This is a genomic window from Allobaculum stercoricanis DSM 13633 (assembly GCF_000384195.1).
Taxonomy (GTDB): Bacteria; Bacillota_I; Bacilli_A; order Erysipelotrichales; family Erysipelotrichaceae; genus Allobaculum; species Allobaculum stercoricanis.
On sequence record NZ_KB913034.1, the window covers coordinates 1,518,915 to 1,536,826 of the forward strand.

Below are 17,912 nucleotides of genomic sequence, written 5' to 3' on the forward strand. Positions count from 1 at the left end.
GAAAAATAAAATCCAACAAAAGTATTTGAGTTTTTTTGAAAGAGTTAGTTTGTTCATAGCTACATTATTATAAAGCGCAATTGTTTGTTTTGCCATGTTTGTACGCCTAATCGCCAAACTGAACCGCCCATTTTAAAGAAATCATTGGTGATGATCGATTGAACAAACCGTTTTCATGCTGCTCTTACTTGTTTTTTCTTCTTTTTATTCATCGCTTCTTCTCTTTTATACATTCTCTTTTCTAATTGTTGGTTCAGCGATTTTGTCAAAATAAAACCCATCCTGCTAAATATGAGGATGGGTTTATACTTCAGATTTTCAAACGTGAAATGAGCTTTTCTATTTCCAATACGCCCAAGCATAGGCACATTCGGCAAGAACAGCATCATAGTCCCATAACGTATTGGTTCTCGCAATATTGTTTGGATCACGGATGACAAGTTTTCCATCCTGATCGGCATAAGCGACAATAAAGTGTCCAACTGATGTAAATGTTCCCGGGACCATATTTAAAAGCACGACATTTCCCTCTGCAATGCATTGGGAAATTGTTTCTTTATTGACTTCAACACGAGCACCATTAATGCCATATTGAGCTCCAACATCGTCTAATAAAGCATGACTTGTTCCGACGCCATCTACATAATAGCCATTATCTTCAGAAAACTTTTTGATCACGTAAGGTGTAATCGTTGGATCTTGATTTAAATAAGAAAATGCCATAGACAGACAAGTCGGCGCGCATCCCGCATAGTACATTGTGGATGTTCCATATGGAAGATAACCCCAATCCAAGGACCATTGATAAACTTCTGGAACTGTATCAAGAGATTGAGATAATTGTTCTGGTGGCGTTTGATGAGAAACGCGATAAGGATAAGATTTCACGAACTCAAAACGTTCCGTGTTATTTAAATAGAACGCTAGAATATCATCATCATATTCATCGAGATTCATCAAGAAATATTCAGCTTGATTCGCCAATTGATTATTATCCGCATGCGTAATCTTGCCATTTTCCGCTTCGGTATAAGCTTGCAATGCCATTTCTTTTAAAGGAGTCAGTGTTTCACTCGTAACATTTCCATAAGGCATCATTGATTTTAAATAGTTATAGTGATCTTCAAGCTCCAATTCAGCCTGAATACTTTCACTAATTGAAATACTTTCTTGTCTTAAACGTTCTTCTTCTCGTTTTGGTTCTAAAATAAAACGATTGACTAATGCGTATCCTCCACCTAAAACTGCAAGGACAAATAAAACACCCGCAAGAATGACAATCATCAAACGTCTTCTACGAATTTTTTGTCTGCGTTTTTCTCTCGCTCGTATTTCTTTTTGCGTCAAAGGTCTTTGTGGAGGTCTAGATTGTTGAGGTTGATTCGCCATTAGATCTTCCTTTCTTGAATTCTATATAGTTTTAAACAAAACTATTTGTTCATCTTCAACTTGTTTCATTCAACTTCTTTTTCATTCTTTTCGCAGATCGATCATTTTGAATAACGATCCTGCATATTTGAATCTAGTCTGATCTAAATCCGTCACTTCAATTCAAAACTTCTTATCCATGATAATCGATTGAAGATCAATTTTAAAATTTCTTACGAAATTGATCGTTGAAGGATCGTTAAAACAATCAAATCACTATAGTAAACCTTTCCGCTTTTCGCTCAATCAAAAAAAGAGAGAGATCATCTTCTTTATCCATGATCTCTCTTTTTGTTAAAAATTATTTAAAAGAACTTTTTATTTTTCAATAGGTGCTGTGCGGAATGCAATTCCTTCATCTTGCCAACCATAGGAAACTAATACATCTTTTTCTTGTTTATTCATTGTGTAATGATGGTTTCCATCATTTGGATTATAAATACGATAGACTGGAGCGCTCTGTGGTTTTTTAGAGGTGTACCATGCAACCTTTTCATCATGCCAACCTAATGAAACAAGCGTGTTTTTCTCTTTTTCATCTAATGTGTAATGATGTAATCCGCTATTTGGATTGTAGACACGATATAATGCTTGACCATTCTTTTCTTCTTCAGCCATGAACGCAACGCCTTCAGCATCCCATCCAACACTTGCTACATGTTTATATTCTTTTTCATCTACTGTATAAAGGTGTTCACCATTGTTTGGATTATAAGCACGATAAACTGGGTTTAGTTTAACAGTTGCTCCACCAGAACCATTTCCTGGATTGCTTGGTTCAACAGGATCTGTAACAGTAACTGTTACATCTTTTTCAACTACTTTTCCATCCGCTGTTTTATATTTAACTTTAATTTTTGCTGTTCCTTTTTCTTTAGGCGTAACAATGACTTTTCCATTTTCTATTACTACTGAAACTGCACTACCTTCAACACCTACAGAATCAAGAGTGAGGCCATTTAAATTCACACCTACAATTTCAAAATTCCCATTATTTAAAGGAATAATAGGTGTGTTATCGATATATCCAGAGTCATCTTTGGAACCGATAATGACAGGTGGAGTTGTAGGTTGTTCTCCCGGTTTACCCTGAGTATCTTCTTTTGGTCTAGAATACTTAGATACCGCTTTAACAATGCCATTGGCATCATATGCAGCAACACTTGCTTGCCACATTGTCTTAGTGGTATTAGGTTTTTGACTATTATTGAGATAGAAATAAGTACCTGATTTAGTTGGACTATCGGAATCAATCCAATATCCGTGTGCTGGGCTAGTCTGATCTGTTACGTAGTAAAGGTTATTATTTTTATCCTTCACTTCAATTCCTTGAACTTCTTCAGGATTTACAGGATTATTTTCTCCGTCAAGAGCACTAGGTTTGTTTTCGTATGACATATCTCTAAGCTCAACATCAAAAATATCTTTTGTTGTGAAGTTTGTTGATGCATCAACTCGCTCTGTCAATGTTACGCGATCCGTACCAGTTGATGTCAGGTTTCCATTAGAATCTTTTCTGAACATATTAACAGGGTAAGAAACAGAAATATCATATGAATAATTTGGATTTGGATTGTCCACTCTAAAATGCTTTAGTCCATCTTCTCCATAAACAATAGAGACAGCCAAAGTAGGTAATAGTTCATTTCCTTTTTGGATACTTCCTTTTTCATTTCCCCCAAATAATTTCTTATCCTCATCGGTTGTCGGATTGAAAATTTTATTTTCTATTTTTGAATAAAAAGAGTCTTGATTAGCATATTTACCACTGTTTCCTGCACTAAAGAATTGGGCAGATTCAAGACCATATATATTCCCTTTATTCTTTACATTTTTAATGGTGAAATTACGTCCTCCATTATAAGCGTCAATTTGGTTATCATTTCCAAACAGCAAGCCTGCATTTAAAAGAGTAATATTGCCATAGTTTATACAGTTCTCAAAAGTTGTCATATTATCTGATGGAAGTTCCTCTTCTTGTTTAATAGGTAGAGGATATCCACCAACAAAAACACCTGCATAGGTTGGACCATTAATATCAGCATAGTTATAACAATTTTTCATTGTAAAATATGGTCCAGTATTACCAATGAATGGTGAATAATTGCGGCGGTCATTGTTTACCAATTGAATTACTTCATTAGAATCAACTTTAATATCATGAAGCACATTGCTTCCCCATGTCACGTTTGAAGTGTTTTTATCTTTGATACTAAATGTGCGCGCAACCAAAAATGCTGGTTTACCATTTAATTGCAATGTTAAATTGCCAATTTTTGCATTATGAATCTGATAAAAAAGCATCATATCGGCTGGAATATTAGAAATAGTATGGTTCCCACCATCAAATTTTCCAGAAAAATACTTGATAAACCCATTCCAAATAACTGGTTTTTTACTTGATTTTGATAAATCCAAATCAGCAGTTAATGTTACATCATAATAAGTACCAGCGTTCTTGCTATTGCAATCATTAACAAATGCATCAAATTCAGTAATACTTCCAATCGAAACTTTATATGGACTCGTTTCAGTTCCATTCCCCTGATAATTTGTTGTACCACTGTCTGCTTCTTGTACGAATGTTTGTTCGTCAATATCAACAAATGATTCCTCTTGCGCAAAAATAGGAGATACTGTTGAAGTCATCATACTTGCAGCCATCAGCAAAGGTAAAACTCTTTTCTTCATTTTCAATTACCTCTCTTTGTGTTTTACTTATCTAATGCTTCAATCTCTTAAAAACATTAGATCTGTGCAAAAATAGTATCACCTTTTTAGTGATATATATATATATATATATATCGGATGTTATTTTAATCTTATTTGTGTTTTATATAGGAATTGAAAATCTCATTTTGCGTTCTATATCATCTTATCCACGTTGGATTTAATCCACTAAAAATCGTAAAAAGCATATTCGCCAGTTATTATTTGTTAATATTTTAAAAATCAATCTCAATTTCATTCATTTTCTCTACTTTTTTCGACATTAAAACGATTTTTATCCATAGGTGCAGTGCGGAAGGCTAATCCTTCATCTTGCCAACCATAGGAAACTAAAACGTCTTTTTCTTGTTTATTCATTGTGTAATGGTGATTTCCATCATTCGGATTATAAACTCGGAAGACTGGTACACTTTGTGTTTTTTAGTTGTACACCAATTTGCTCCGGATCGTTTCCTATTGTGATCATTTCCAATATCCTTTACGATCAGATCCAACGCGTTCTATCGATCCTAATTCTTTCATCTTTTTTAAACGAGTTGCCTCTGTTTTTCGACTAACACCTAATCGTTCTGCGAGTTGCAAGAATGTATAACTGGGATTTTCAGTTAATAAATCCAACAGAGCTTGTTCCTTATCAATCACCTTATCAGTCACTCTATCAATCACCCCATGCTAATTCCAATAATAAAAAAGGCGAGAATCTCTTGGACATCAACTTTCTTGATCTAGAAAGTTGAGTCAAAATAGATTCTCGCCTGATGTGATTAATTTTAAAAATGAAGGTTTATGTACAGACTAGTAATAGACTTCTTGATCGCCATCTACTGGTTCATCAAATCCGGGATCAAGATAGGAATTGTCATCTGGTACGACTGTATTTGGATCGACATATCCTGGATCTTGCACATTTGGATCCACAGCATCTGGATCTTGATAGCCTTGTTCTAACAGACTTGGATCGATGTAATCTTCACCATAAACTGGTTCTTGTTGGCTTGCTGGATCTTGTTGTGGTTGATCCACTGAAGGTGTGGTTGGATCAACTTGTGGAGTGACATTCGCATTTGGATCTTCCAAATTCACCGTGCCTCCACCTAAAACTTGTTGGATTAATCCTTTGGCTTCTGCAACATATTCGTCATATAACATCATGACAGAAAGATCTTGCATGGCGGATGCGGAGAACTGAGTAGAAGGTTCACCTAAAATCGCATAAGATTGGAAATTCCAATTTGGGAATTTCGATAATTCTAAAGTCAGAAGTGATTTGATTTCGTTTTCGGACATATTGGTATCAAATGCCGTAGACAGAGCTTGCATCACGTCTGGGTAGTTGATCACCATGGATGGTGACAACAATTGTTTTAACATCGCACGTAATACGATTTGTTGGTTTTTCGTACGTTGTAAATCTCCATCAAGATAAGCATGACGTTCACGCGCAAAAGCTAAAGCTCTTTCGCCTTCTAAATGGTTCCAGCCGGCTTGTACCCCTTCTGTTCCATTCGCATAGAACGTTTCGACTTCTAGTCCTGGTTCGACATAAATATCAATTCCTCCAATCGCATCGACGATATTAATGAGCGATGAGAAATTGACACGAACATAGTAGTTAATATCGATTCCAAAATAGTCTTCGATTGTACTTTCTGTTGTTCCAATGCCATACAAACCAGTATGGGTAAGTTTATCGTTGTATCCGGCAACCCCTGAACATGCTGTCGCATTTTTATTACAGCTAACGGGCATGTAACTATCACGAGGAATGGAGACCATTAAGACTTGCGCCGTCTTCGGATTGACGACAACAAGCATGTTCACGTCTGATCGAGATTCTTGTGAGATTGAGCCATAGCTGTCATTTCCACTCACCAATACAACAAATGGATCCGACATAATATTGCGGACAGGATCAGAGCGGTTGATCGATGCTGGATCACGATCGGTGTAATACAAGTAAGAATCAACCACATTTGTGAATGTCGTTAGCGCATTGTATTTATTGTCGTCGTTGGCAATTTCATATAATGCCGCATGTTGAATTTCTGGAAATGCGATCGCATCGACTTCGTGGGCATATAGCGCATCGACTAAACTGTAGACATCGTCATAAACGACTTCTTGGAAGTTTGCTCCATCATCATGAAGTTGGTCAAGCATGCCTGTCGTTCCGATTTGATCGACACTTGGTGTAACGCCGAGTTTTTTATCGGCAGTTAATTGATTTGGTTTTTCGATATTGGATTCTTTCATCGCATAGACGGTGACAGAATTAACTTGTTTATTTGTTAAGTTTGTGACTTGTTCAAACATTTTGTCGGTGTCTTTTAACATGAAGCCACCAAATGCACAAACTAAGCCAAATACGCAAGTTAAAAAGCCCATCGCATAACGTGCAAAAGGACGTCTTGTTTTAAACAACCAACATCCGACTAATACGCCACCTAAAATCACGACTAGCCCACAAACAATCATCAATAAATGCATTGGCAAAATATTGATTCTCACTAACTGATAAATCAACCAAACGATCGCAACGATTGCTAAAATTGAAAGAATGCGCGCAACCCATCCTGGACGATGGATTGATTTTTTTAAACGAACAGATTGAAGTCCATCACGATTTGGAATATTAGGATTTGGACGACTCGGGCCATTGGGACGGTTTGGTCCTTGATTGTAGTTTCCATTTGCGGGTTGCCCATTTGGATTTGGGCGCGTTCTTCTTTGTGGTTGGCCACTTGGACGAGATTGTCCTTGTTGAATCGGTTGTCGATATTGACCTTGCGCTTGGCCATTTGGTCTGGAGACTACCCGAACTACTGGTTGAGAACTTGGTCTTTTTTGAGCTGTATTTTGCGCATTATTTTGTGCCGTTCTTCTTGCTTGTCTAGAAAGAGGGGGATTTGCCGAAGAGCGGTTGTCATAATTTTGACTTGTTGGATTTGATCTAGATCTTAATGCTTCCGATCTAGAATCCGACAGCTCGGAGGACATATACCAATTCGGATCTTGTTTCGGTTGCGATTTTGGTTTCTTGTCTTCAAAAAAATCGTCCACGAAATGATCATCTGAAAAATATGAATCAAAGGAATTTCGTTGAGATGGTCTTTCGTTTATATATGGGTCACGATTTTGTCTCGAATTATTTCCATTCGCCATGGTAATGTCCTCCCTTAAAAAAATGCTTTTTTCATAATAGAGATAAAGGCGTTAAAAATCAATTACACCAATGATCACGTTTTCTTTCCTTTTCGTCATCATTATATTATTCTCTATCAATTTACACGGCACATCCATTTTATCATTGAATTTTTAATCTTGATTTTCAACCGTCAAAACGTTTCTCCCATTTTTTTACAAAATGTTCCCTTAAATACGATAAAAAAGACCTGCTTTTGGCGATTGAACACTTTGCAGGTCTTGGTATTGTATTGAATTACTTTTCTTTAGATCGAGAACATGAATGCTCATGATATCGATCTATCTTCTTTTTTACCTAACCAAATTAGTTACGGTTTTGGAAGAAGAAGTTAGGAATTGAATCATCTGTATCAGATTCAGAAACAGATGTAGATACACCGCTAGGTCTTGGTGCACTTACTTTTGGTTGAGTGAATAGACCAGGGTTGGATGTACGTGTATCGTTAGTCACTTTTTTTGCTTGTTTTTTCGCTTTTGCGGATTCTTCAAATCCAGTTGCGATTACTGTAACGATAATTGCATCGCCAAGTTGTTCGTTGATTGCGATACCGAAGATGCAGTCAACATCTCCACCAGCAGCATCTTGGATAACTGCAACCGCATTTTGTGCATCGTATAAGGAAACTTTATCGCCACCAGTAATGTTGATGATTGCGGATTTAGCACCAGCGATGTCACTTTCGAGTAATGGAGATTGGATTGCTTTTTCAGCAGCTGTGATCGCTTTGTCTTCGCCATCAGCCATACCGATACCGATTAAAGCACGGCCTTGGTTTTGCATAACGGAACGAACGTCAGCGAAGTCAAGGTTCACTAATGCTTCTACAGAAATCAGATCAGAGATTGTCTGTACACCTTGGCGTAATACGTTGTCAGCAGCTTGGAATGCTTCTTCGATTGGTTTACGACCAATTACTTCGAGTAAGTTATCGTTAGATACGATAATTAAGGAATCAACATATTTTTTCAGTTCTTCAATGCCTTCTTCTGCATTTTTGGAACGACGTTTTCCTTCAAATGTGAATGGGCGAGTCACAACAGCAATTGTTAATGCGCCTTCTTCTTTGGCAAGTTTTGCAACGAGTGGTGCAGCACCTGTTCCCGTTCCGCCACCCATACCGGCAGTAACGAATACCATGTCAGCACCTTTTACTGCTTCACGGATTTCTTGTTCACTTTCTTCTGCAGCTTTGCGACCTACTTCTGGATTTCCCCCAGCACCTAAGCCTTTAGTTGCATCGTTTCCTAAGATTAATTTATTTTCTGCTGGTGAGCTTTTTAAAACTTGAACGTCTGTGTTTGCTACATAGCAGCTAATTCCTTGAACATTGTCGGAGATCATACGGTTAACCGCATTGCTTCCTCCTCCACCCACGCCAATAACGCGGATATCTGCATTTCGATTCATTTCTGGCATATTGAACTCTTCCTCCTGCATTTGTTGGTTAAAAATCGACTTTCATTCTTTTCTTTTCTAGTTGAATAGGATCCTGACTATTCATTTTATTCAAATTCAAATTTACATTTAAATTGAAAACAAAGTTGACCCGTGCCTGATCTATCCATTGCTCCAATTGCTAGATCGACACCTTATCTGAACTACTTATTCTTTTGTGGATAAGACCGCTTTTTTTAATTTACGAGTAAAGCCACCTTCTTGGTCTTTGGCATAACGTGTAATCGACTCGATACTTTCTTCAAGTTCGTTGTTGTTCACTGACGTGATGTCTTTGTTCTGCATTTTGTTGCTGTCCATCAATGCATAAATTAAACCAAGATTCGTCACATTTGCCCCGCTTCTTGCCCCAATTGTTGTGACACTATAGATCGAAGCTGGTGCATTAAACGTATGGAGATATTGTTTTAATACTGGAATATCTGCCCCTTGACCGGTGAGGACATAACGAGCTTGCACAGAGTCCAAAATATTGGCACATCCGGCATTAATATCGGCGATCCAAGAACGAAGGTTTGGTAAAATTGCTTCCGCAAGTTCTTTTTGCGAAATTTCAACTCGTCTTTCTTCTTGTTGTTCAATATAGATGACAACATCTTTGGCATCGATTTCTCTTGAATCAAATAGATTTTCCAATAAACGCCAACAAGTCGTTTCGGATAATCCATATTTTTCACGTAAACCTTGAATAAAGGAGCGATATCCTCGATCCAAAATTGTCGTAAATCCAATTTTGTTTTGGTTCACAAAGGCAAGTGTCGTATGATCTGCTTCCAAATCTAATAAGATCACAGGTTTATCCATGGATTGTGATAATGTTCCTGTTTCTTTTGCCATTCCATAAGCATCTAATACGATATCTAAAATCTGTAAACCGGCTTTTTCTACCGCCGCAACGTAACTGTAAATCATTTTGCGATCGGCACAAAGGAAATCAACTTCCATGTCGAATGCTTCGCTATCGACACCGAGTGGAATTTTATCTTGTTTTACGCCATCAATATAATAATTAATTTGATTGACGTTCACGAATTCTACGTTTTCAAAGTTTGTTGCGCTCATTGCGCTTTTCAGTCCTTGTTGAACGTGGAAACGGCGAATGGTATGTGTACCGTCTTCAATTTCAATATGAACTTTATGGTTTACCGGACGAACATTCACACTAGGAATAGCGAGAATTACACGTTCAATTTGATAGCCCAAAGCCATCTGTGCTTGTGAAACTGCTGTATCTATTGCTTTGACTACTGCATTTTCATCGCGAATTTTTGAATTGCGAATTCCATCGTGACTAACACGTTCAACCCGGAGAACATTGCTTCGACCATTAAAGATTTCCGATACAACTAATCGAACTTCCCGATCTGCAAGTTCTAATGCTGCATAGACACTTTTCTTAGCCATCAAATCTCCCCTTTACTCCTCTTATCATTATAACGGAAACCTACGCCAAATATTTTGTGGATTTCACAAAACTCGTCTTGCATTTCCGCTTTATTGGTTTAACTTTCAGCAATCATGCTGAATAGATCTATTGTAAACGACTTTTCGAATACTCAATCAAACATTAATCTTACAAGTGATTGACCTTGATCCTGAAAAAAATACTACAAATGAACACGCTTTAAAAAATAAAGCGGATTCATTTTGATCATTTTCACACACGCCATTATATGGTCTTTCTAATTTCTAGACATTCACCCACAACATGCGTGTTCAATACGCAAGATTACCGGACTGATTGTCCTATATCCGGATTTAATATACTAGATAAATCTTTTTTCTGTACTTTCATTTGTTTCTTTCAATCAGATTCAAAATCAACCCATCAACTTGCGATACTTTCACTTATTTTTCCGTAAGTCAATAACACTTGAATTGTCCATTATTCATACTCCAATTCAAGGTTTCTGATCGTCTGAAATTTTGGATTCGATCGAGTTGCTTGCTTTATTCAAGTGCCATTTCTTTATACAAGCTCACAGCACTTTCTAAATTCGTGATCACACCATCAACACCCCAAGAAAGATAGGTATGAATCATCTCTAAATCATCAACGGTCCATAACCACACTTCTTTTTGATGCTCATGAATTGTTCTGACCCGATCTTCGCTAATCAAAATGTGATCTAATGCGATCGAATCGAGCCAATCACAATTAAGCGCTTCTTCGACTTTATGATGGTCATTGATCAGCCATTGTACAAACATATTGGGCAATTCGTGATGAATCGCTTCTAGAACTTTGCGATCAAACGATTGCACTTGGATATTTTGGGCCAGTTGCGGATGTCCTTTCACGACATCTAAAAATGGCCAAGCATCTCCTGATTCATCTTTGATTTCGACTAAATAAATCATTTGATCCCGATAGCGTTCGACCACTTCACTCAAACGGTGTAGCTTTTCCCCATTGCTCATCAATACACCATCTAATTCGGCACTCGTCTTTTGCGAAATCCACCAATCTAAACCGGTGATCGATTTAATGTTGTCATCATGACTGACATAATAAACGCCATCGGCACTTGAGCGAACATCGAGTTCAATTTGCGGACATCCCGATTGTAAAGCGATGTCAAATGCAGCGTACGAGTTATCAAGGGCATTTTGGGCAAACCCCCGATGAGCAAACACGGGAATGCGCGTTAACTGTTTTGAAGAACGATTTAATAAACGCTCATTGGCTTGTTCAACCATTTCCTGATTGGTATACACACCAAGACTTAACACAAGCGGATCGATCTGACCATTGACAATGTGTGTTCCCATAAATGCGCACACTAAAGCAAGCGAGCCACTAATCGCTCGCCTAATTTTGCGCTTTAATCTACGCTTTGGCGCTTTTTGTTTGGGTTGATTGGTTTCTGTACAGAAATCAGAATCGTTCATTTCGTTTTTCATAACTTATATAGTTTAGTAGATATCAGCAATTGTTCAAATAAAAAGTGTAAAAATATCGCGGATCTCGGCACCTTTGTTCTTTTTCTTCATCATCAACAAAATGCCAATTCACTCATACTTTCGTTTATTTCATTCCAGAATCAGGCGAAATTATTCGTTTCAAAGTGCAGATTAGCTGCAATCTCCTTATTTTAAAAAAACACATGATAAAATAGCGTTATGAAAAACAAGAACAAAGATCTCAATATGAATCAAAACAATCCAATCGCTAACGAAAACGACGCTATGGATCCAAATGATCTTTTTGCGCCCGATTGGAAAGAAAAATCTTTATCGAGAACGCGTCGCCGTCAAGAGCGGATCAAACGCCACGACCAAGATTATGAACCCCTTGCTCATTCTGTGCCATCCAAACAAGAATCAAAAGATATCGTGCAAATCGATCCAAGTGTTTTGCAACAAGATCAAAATTCCACAAAACAAAAGGATCTAGACGAAACGATCGAGCAAGCTACAATTGCCTCTAAGCTTGAGTCAAGTATGAACCAAGCCGGAACTAAAACACATAAACGTCCATTTCTTGTTCCTGCTTTGCTTTTATCCGTTGCTTTAATTGGTAGTTCTTTAGGGGTGTCTTGGTATTTAGGCAAAGATGCTACAGGTAATACTCTAGCAACACTCTATGAAGAAGAAAAAACTCAATATAACGACTATGCCAATACGATTCATTCGTTAACCAAACCAGAAGGTTGGAGCGATCAAGCATTTGAAAATCTCAAATTTGCGGCATTACAAGCTTATGATCAAAGCCAACTCAACACCCTTTCTTTAGCATTAGAAGGCAATATTGATGCCAAAGCACAAGCGGATCACTTAACGAGCGTTTCTAGTCAAAATGGCATTGAAGCATTTAAAAACTTATTCACAAAACCAGACTCCATTCCAATGAATGTCATCAATGTGGCCGAACATGAAGATATGATTGATTTTGTGATGAGCTATGGCCAATCGGCCGCTATTGATCCAAACCAAGTTACACTTGGTGATGTAACCCAACAAATGCCGGATCTGAAAACATTTGATCCTGCTTGGGGATATATCGATTATGGCATTGGTTGCTTTGCCGCTAATGGCGCCGCCCCAACTGTCATTGCTGATGTCTTCTCATTTTGTTTAGACGACCCAACACTCACACCCTATCGTGTTGCGCAATGGGCAAATGAGGCGGGATATGCATTAAATCCCGTTGTTTCTGCTGACAACAACATCGTTTTAGCTGCTTCTGGACAGTTTGGCGTAAACCTCAATCCGTTATTGAACTATTCAACGCTCATTACTGATCAAATTGCTTATGGTTATCCGGTCATTTTAATAACCGGAACAATTGAAGCGCCTTATTTCTATGCCGTTTATGGTTTAGATGAAGCAGGTAACTGGCTTGCTTATGATCCACTTTCTGCAAGTTCACCAGTTGTTCTCAATCCCGAACAAACTGAACAAACTTTAATTAAAGCTTACGCTTTATGGTAATTTCACTCATTCCAGAAAAACCGGACTATCTTGAATCAATCCGGTTTTTCTTTTTGCTTTTTTTCCAAAAGAAAAAGTCCACTTAGCCTCAATGGCCAAATGGACTTGAATTCATTTATTCGGGTAATTCTTGTTGTGGGGTATCTGTTGTTGGTGGAGTTGGCGTTGAATTGTCGGGATCTGTAACGATTGGTGGGGTTGTTTGTGAGGATGTTCCTGTTGTTAAGAAATATACTTTATTTCCACAATCGTCTTGGCCTTCTAAATAGAAGAAGTAGTTATAAGGGCTTTGGCTATTCCATTGTGTTCCAGCTGTATATAAATCACTGAAAGAATAGTAAACCGATGTTCCGACAGGGGCATTAGAAATTGGACAAGCATTAGGTTGTTGCGCTCCTGGATTTTGATTCACATTGTCATTAATCACAGGTTCATCATTTGTGCTGCTATCTGTTTGTGAATCTGGATCAGATGGCACTTCGTTATCAAATTGATCACTTGCGCTAATCTGTTGGTTTTTCCCAACGACTTTAATCGTGATTTCTAATGAGTTCGTATTTCCAGATGCATCTGTTGCCACAACAGTCACTGGATATTTCCCTTCTGTTGTTAAATCGTAATCGCCATTGATACTAATCGTAACATTATCTTTATCACGAGTACGATAAACATTAGAGAAGTTATAGTCTTCATTGCCCACTGGCACTGTCACAACTGCTGCTGGAGAAATAAATTCTGGCATCGTTGTATCTTTGATGACTAAGCGAACTGGATAAGATTGATCTTTGTATTTTAATGTCACTTCATAAGTTCCTAAGCTTAAAAAGTCTTTTCCTTTAGAAGTAACGGATTGATTCATTTGATTGTATGTATATTGGAAGTCATCTGTTTTTAAATCCGATTCAACTGTAATATCAGCCACATCAATATCGTTCGAATTATCGGCTAAAAATTCTGCTGGATCTAAAATAACAGGATCTCCAAGTTCCACAGTCTTCGTGCTCAATACATTTAATTTTGATGAGTTAGATGAGCCGCATCCAACTAACGTCGCTCCAAATAATACACTGGAAAGCATTACGGCAAGCATTTTGTTTTGTTTCACAAACAAACTCCTTTCGTTTGCTCAAAATTCTTTTTTGATCGAGTGCTTTGCAACTTGTCTATTTAACCCGATATAAATAGACAAACTTGAAAACTTTATTGCCCTCAATTCACGCAAAATCTGAATACAAGCAAGTATTTTACTCTTTTGTCACTCCAAATCCAATTCTATAAAAAGGATCTGTCATGTTCTATCCACTTTTTTGCTTAAAAGCGGATGGTTCATCCAAGAATCGTCAGATTCTTTTTCTTTTTAAAGTGGTTTCCACGTTTTTTCTCGAGCTCATTTCCACTTAGACTACCCAAAAGTTTTATTGAGTTATTAAGATAAATCTATATCCAAAGATTGATTTCATTCTCTCTTACTATTGTAACGATTTATATCCATTTGCCCACGAAAGAAAACGAAATCTTTTCTGAACATTTGTTATATAACAAGATTCAGTCCGATTCAAACTCATTCTAAAAACAATCTTGGATCTAAAAAAGTTTACAATATGTTACGTATTCAAAATTCAATAATGGATAAAAAAGATAAGGAATTGAACAGATGAATATTTATTTAGATTTGTTTGCGACTTTCTTTCGCATCGGTTTATTCACCTTTGGCGGTGGACTTGCGATGCTACCGATGCTAGAAAAAGAAGTCGTCCAAAAAAAGGGTTGGGCGACCTATGATGAACTTGTTGACTACTTTGCGATTGGTCAATGTACGCCTGGAATCATCGCCGTCAACACAGCTACATTTGTTGGCTACACGAAAAAGAAATGGAAAGGGGCTGCCATTGCAACTTTAGGCGTTGTTTCTCCATCGCTTGTCATCATTATTTTCATTGCCTCATTAATGACCTCATTTGCAAGTCTAGAAATTGTCCAACACGCATTAGCCGGCATTCGCATTGGGGTTTGTGTTTTAATCGGTCAAGCCGTTTGGAAAATGATGAAAACCGGCGTCAAAGACGTATATGGTCTTGTCATCTTTTTGGTGATCTTATTGGCTTCTTATTTCAATTGGCTTCCTGTTGTTTTATGTGTTGTTTTCGCCATGATTTGTGCTTTGATCTATTGCCAAATCGTCAAAAAGAAAACAGGCGTTTCTCCGGCATTAAAATTTGCGAATTCCGGTGTTCCACAAAAAAGCAAGCAAGAAGATCATCCTACAGAAAAGCAAGAACAAAAATCGCAAAAAGAAGGTGACGCATCATGATGCTTTGGTTAACATTATTTTTCGAGTTTTTTAAAACGGGTCTATTCTCTATTGGTGGTGGTTTAGCAACCATTCCGTTTCTCTATGAAATGATGGAACACTACCATTGGTTTACCGAAAGCGATTTGTTAAATATGATCGCCATCTCTGAATCCACACCTGGACCCGTTGGCGTCAATATGGCCACTTATGTTGGCTACCATGTCACTGGCAATAATATCTTTGGGGCCGTGTGGGCAACTTTTGCGCTCGTTTTACCGAGTGTGATTGTCATTTGTGCGATTGCGAAAGTGCTCCAAGCGTATCGTAAAAATCCTTATGTCCAAGATATGTTCTACGGTTTGCGCCCTGCTACAGCTGCATTGATTCTCTCTGCTGCAATTGGCGTTTTCATCAGTGTCATCATGCCGGACAAGCAACTAGTCTTCAATGCGCAACTTGGACTAACCCTTGTGATCATGGCTGGTATTTGGCTTTTTACAAAAATCTTTAAAAACATTCATCCCATTGCCATCATTTGCCTCAGTGCAGCGATTGGCATTCTCTTCTCTCTTTAAATTGAAACTCACTCTAAATTCAACAAGTCATTCGCGGTGAAAATAAATATTTATTTTCACTTCGATTCAAATAAAATGCGAGGCCTTCTCCTTTGTTCAAGGTTGCCTCGCTTTTTATTTATGTTGACCTTCATTCAAGGTTATGATTTAAACGTTATGTTCCTTTGTGCGTATATTGGTAGATCCTATTGGCTAGCGCCAAAAAAAGTACGATCAAAAAGAAGATTACGCCTACGTTTTGAAGTGTTTGTTCGATGTCTAATTGGCTTTGACTTGAAACATGTTCTACGCCTTGGTAAGGCACTTCTATTTTTTCATTTCCTTTTCTTTGCGCATAGACGACATAGCGTTGATAACTTTCCGGATAAGGATGACAAGTCATTAAAGTAATCATATCTTGTCCCTCTAAAATCTTGATTGCTTCAATATCATCGGGCTCAATCGCAATCGCTTTGACTACTTCATACTCCAATTGTTGCCAAGGATTATGAATGACAATCACATCCCCTGCTTCCAACAACTCGATATCACGAAACATTGGACTTGCATACGTTTGGCGATGGGCGGCGATGACGCAATTGGTATTTTTACCGCCAATAGGCATACTCGTTTGTCCTAAAACGACAGCGCCTTTATTCATATTGTCCACTGTTGCTCCAATATAAAGAGGCAATTCCATCTTCATTTTTTCAATGGTGATATAGCCAATCATATCTTCATCGGTATTTAATTCACTAAAATCAAAATCGTGATGTTCAAAACTCCAGGCATCCTTGAGTCCACTTTGTTGGTTCAAAGCAATTTGTTCGTTATAGGCCTGCATTTGATCGTAAAGTTCACTATATTGTTTTTCTTCTTCTTTAAATTCAACCACTGTCTTCGTGATTTGATGTGTGCCATAAAGCTGTTTGACATTGGGATAGATCAACAGAAAAAATCCCGAAATTAATAAAGTGAAAAAGATCAATCCTCTCCAACGCTTATTCATGATCGTTCCTCTTTTTGCGCCAAATCCAAACGGCCACGACAAGCAATAATACGATTAAACCAATGCCAATCGAAACCACATATTCTTTTAGCCATTTCGGTAATGAGGATGCTTGTTGTTCTTCCTGAATGGGTTGCTCATATGCAATTCGATGACCACGAACGAGTAGGCGATGCGTATTGACGCCATAAGGTGTGCACGTCAATAGTGTGATCCAATCTTGATTGGGATCTAATTGTAAAAACGATAATTCTTCAGGCAAAATCGTTTCAATCGAATCCACTTGATAACAATGGACTTCATTTAACAAATGGATATTAAACGTATCGCCGATTTCAAGTTCATCTAAGCGTGAAAAAAGTAGTGAACTTGGTAAACCACGATGGGCACTTAATACCGAATGGCGATTCAATCCCCCAATCGGTAAAGATGTAAATTCTAGATGACCGACACCTTTTTTTAAGACTTCTTCACTCGTGCCATGATAAATCGGCAAATGAACATCAATTTTTTCAATTTCAAGATACCCCATGACGCCATCGCCTTGTGGATTCAAAACATAATCGTAATTTTCCGGGATCATATACCCGCTTCCCGCAACAAATGGATCGTGCAAAACTTCTCCTGCTAATTGGTCATTGTAAAGATTCGCTTCATTCCATAGCGAGTCTAGTTGTTCTTGATCAGCCGTAGACAACTTAGCTAGATACGTTTGAATCGTCTCGTTTTGGTGAAGTGTATTGAAATAGTGTAAGCGTCAAATGAATGACGGGTATTAAGATGAATAGCCTTTTGAGATAATTC

Annotated in this window: 12 protein-coding genes and 2 pseudogenes; 3 read left to right on the forward strand and 11 right to left on the reverse strand. The window is 37.8% G+C overall.

The annotated features are described in order from the left end of the window. Positions 1 to 339: 339 nt before the first annotated feature. From ALLST_RS0107010 to ALLST_RS0107045, 8 genes and pseudogenes are all read right to left on the reverse strand, one after another. On the reverse strand, positions 340 to 1,389 hold the full coding sequence (locus ALLST_RS0107010) for a C39 family peptidase (RefSeq protein ID WP_019893426.1): 1,050 nt from the start codon (positions 1,387 to 1,389) through the stop codon (positions 340 to 342). Positions 1,390 to 1,746: 357 nt separating this feature from the next. Continuing rightward, positions 1,747 to 4,119 carry a hypothetical protein gene (locus ALLST_RS11115; RefSeq protein WP_019893427.1) on the reverse strand — a complete coding sequence of 791 codons (2,373 nt, stop codon included), beginning with the start codon at positions 4,117 to 4,119 and terminating at the stop codon, positions 1,747 to 1,749. 273 nt (positions 4,120 to 4,392) lie between these two features. Then, positions 4,393 to 4,563, reverse strand: a pseudogene (locus ALLST_RS11720) (hypothetical protein); the annotation flags it as partial. A 57-nt stretch (positions 4,564 to 4,620) separates the two neighbouring features. Further along, on the reverse strand, positions 4,621 to 4,800 hold the full coding sequence (locus ALLST_RS0107025) for a winged helix-turn-helix transcriptional regulator (RefSeq protein ID WP_211215119.1): 180 nt from the start codon (positions 4,798 to 4,800) through the stop codon (positions 4,621 to 4,623). Between the two features lie 153 nt (positions 4,801 to 4,953). After that, positions 4,954 to 7,320: an LCP family glycopolymer transferase gene (locus tag ALLST_RS11120; RefSeq protein ID WP_019893430.1), complete on the reverse strand. Its 2,367-nt coding sequence runs from the start codon at positions 7,318 to 7,320 to the stop codon at positions 4,954 to 4,956. Between the two features lie 346 nt (positions 7,321 to 7,666). Next, positions 7,667 to 8,800: a cell division protein FtsZ gene (gene ftsZ, locus ALLST_RS0107035; RefSeq protein ID WP_083922025.1), complete on the reverse strand. Its 1,134-nt coding sequence runs from the start codon at positions 8,798 to 8,800 to the stop codon at positions 7,667 to 7,669. 165 nt (positions 8,801 to 8,965) lie between these two features. Next, positions 8,966 to 10,222 (reverse strand): cell division protein FtsA, encoded by a 1,257-nt coding sequence (locus ALLST_RS0107040; protein ID WP_019893432.1) that lies wholly within the window; start codon positions 10,220 to 10,222, stop codon positions 8,966 to 8,968. A gap of 546 nt (positions 10,223 to 10,768) precedes the next feature. Further along, entirely contained in the window at positions 10,769 to 11,722 is a 954-nt protein-coding gene (locus ALLST_RS0107045; protein ID WP_083922026.1) for a glycerophosphodiester phosphodiesterase, read from the reverse strand. A 219-nt stretch (positions 11,723 to 11,941) separates the two neighbouring features. Here ALLST_RS0107045 and ALLST_RS0107050 point away from each other — a divergent pair, with 219 nt between their 5' ends. Then, complete coding sequence (locus tag ALLST_RS0107050; protein ID WP_019893434.1) at positions 11,942 to 13,252, forward strand: hypothetical protein; 1,311 nt, start codon at positions 11,942 to 11,944, stop codon at positions 13,250 to 13,252. Between the two features lie 115 nt (positions 13,253 to 13,367). Here ALLST_RS0107050 and ALLST_RS0107055 read toward each other — a convergent pair whose 3' ends face one another. Next, the gene (locus ALLST_RS0107055) at positions 13,368 to 14,357 is read right to left on the reverse strand and encodes a hypothetical protein (RefSeq protein ID WP_019893435.1); all 990 of its coding nucleotides are present in this window, start codon (positions 14,355 to 14,357) and stop codon (positions 13,368 to 13,370) included. A gap of 549 nt (positions 14,358 to 14,906) precedes the next feature. On the opposite strand from ALLST_RS0107055, the gene ALLST_RS0107060 reads away from it, so the two are divergent. Both ALLST_RS0107060 and ALLST_RS0107065 read left to right on the forward strand, forming a co-directional pair. Next, a complete protein-coding gene (locus ALLST_RS0107060) occupies positions 14,907 to 15,563 on the forward strand; it encodes a chromate transporter (protein ID WP_019893436.1) in 657 nt (218 codons plus the stop codon). Continuing rightward, on the forward strand, positions 15,560 to 16,120 hold the full coding sequence (locus ALLST_RS0107065; protein ID WP_019893437.1) for a chromate transporter: 561 nt from the start codon (positions 15,560 to 15,562) through the stop codon (positions 16,118 to 16,120). Before ALLST_RS0107060 ends, ALLST_RS0107065 begins: the two co-directional genes overlap by 4 nt. Positions 16,121 to 16,274: 154 nt before the next feature. Here the strand turns inward: ALLST_RS0107065 and ALLST_RS10430 are convergent, their stop codons facing one another. Next, positions 16,275 to 17,108 carry a class C sortase gene (locus ALLST_RS10430; RefSeq protein WP_019893438.1) on the reverse strand — a complete coding sequence of 278 codons (834 nt, stop codon included), beginning with the start codon at positions 17,106 to 17,108 and terminating at the stop codon, positions 16,275 to 16,277. Then, positions 17,101 to 17,847: pseudogene (locus ALLST_RS10435) on the reverse strand (class C sortase); the annotation flags it as partial. The pseudogene ALLST_RS10435 and the gene ALLST_RS10430, both read right to left, overlap by 8 nt. Positions 17,848 to 17,912: the final 65 nt, after the last annotated feature.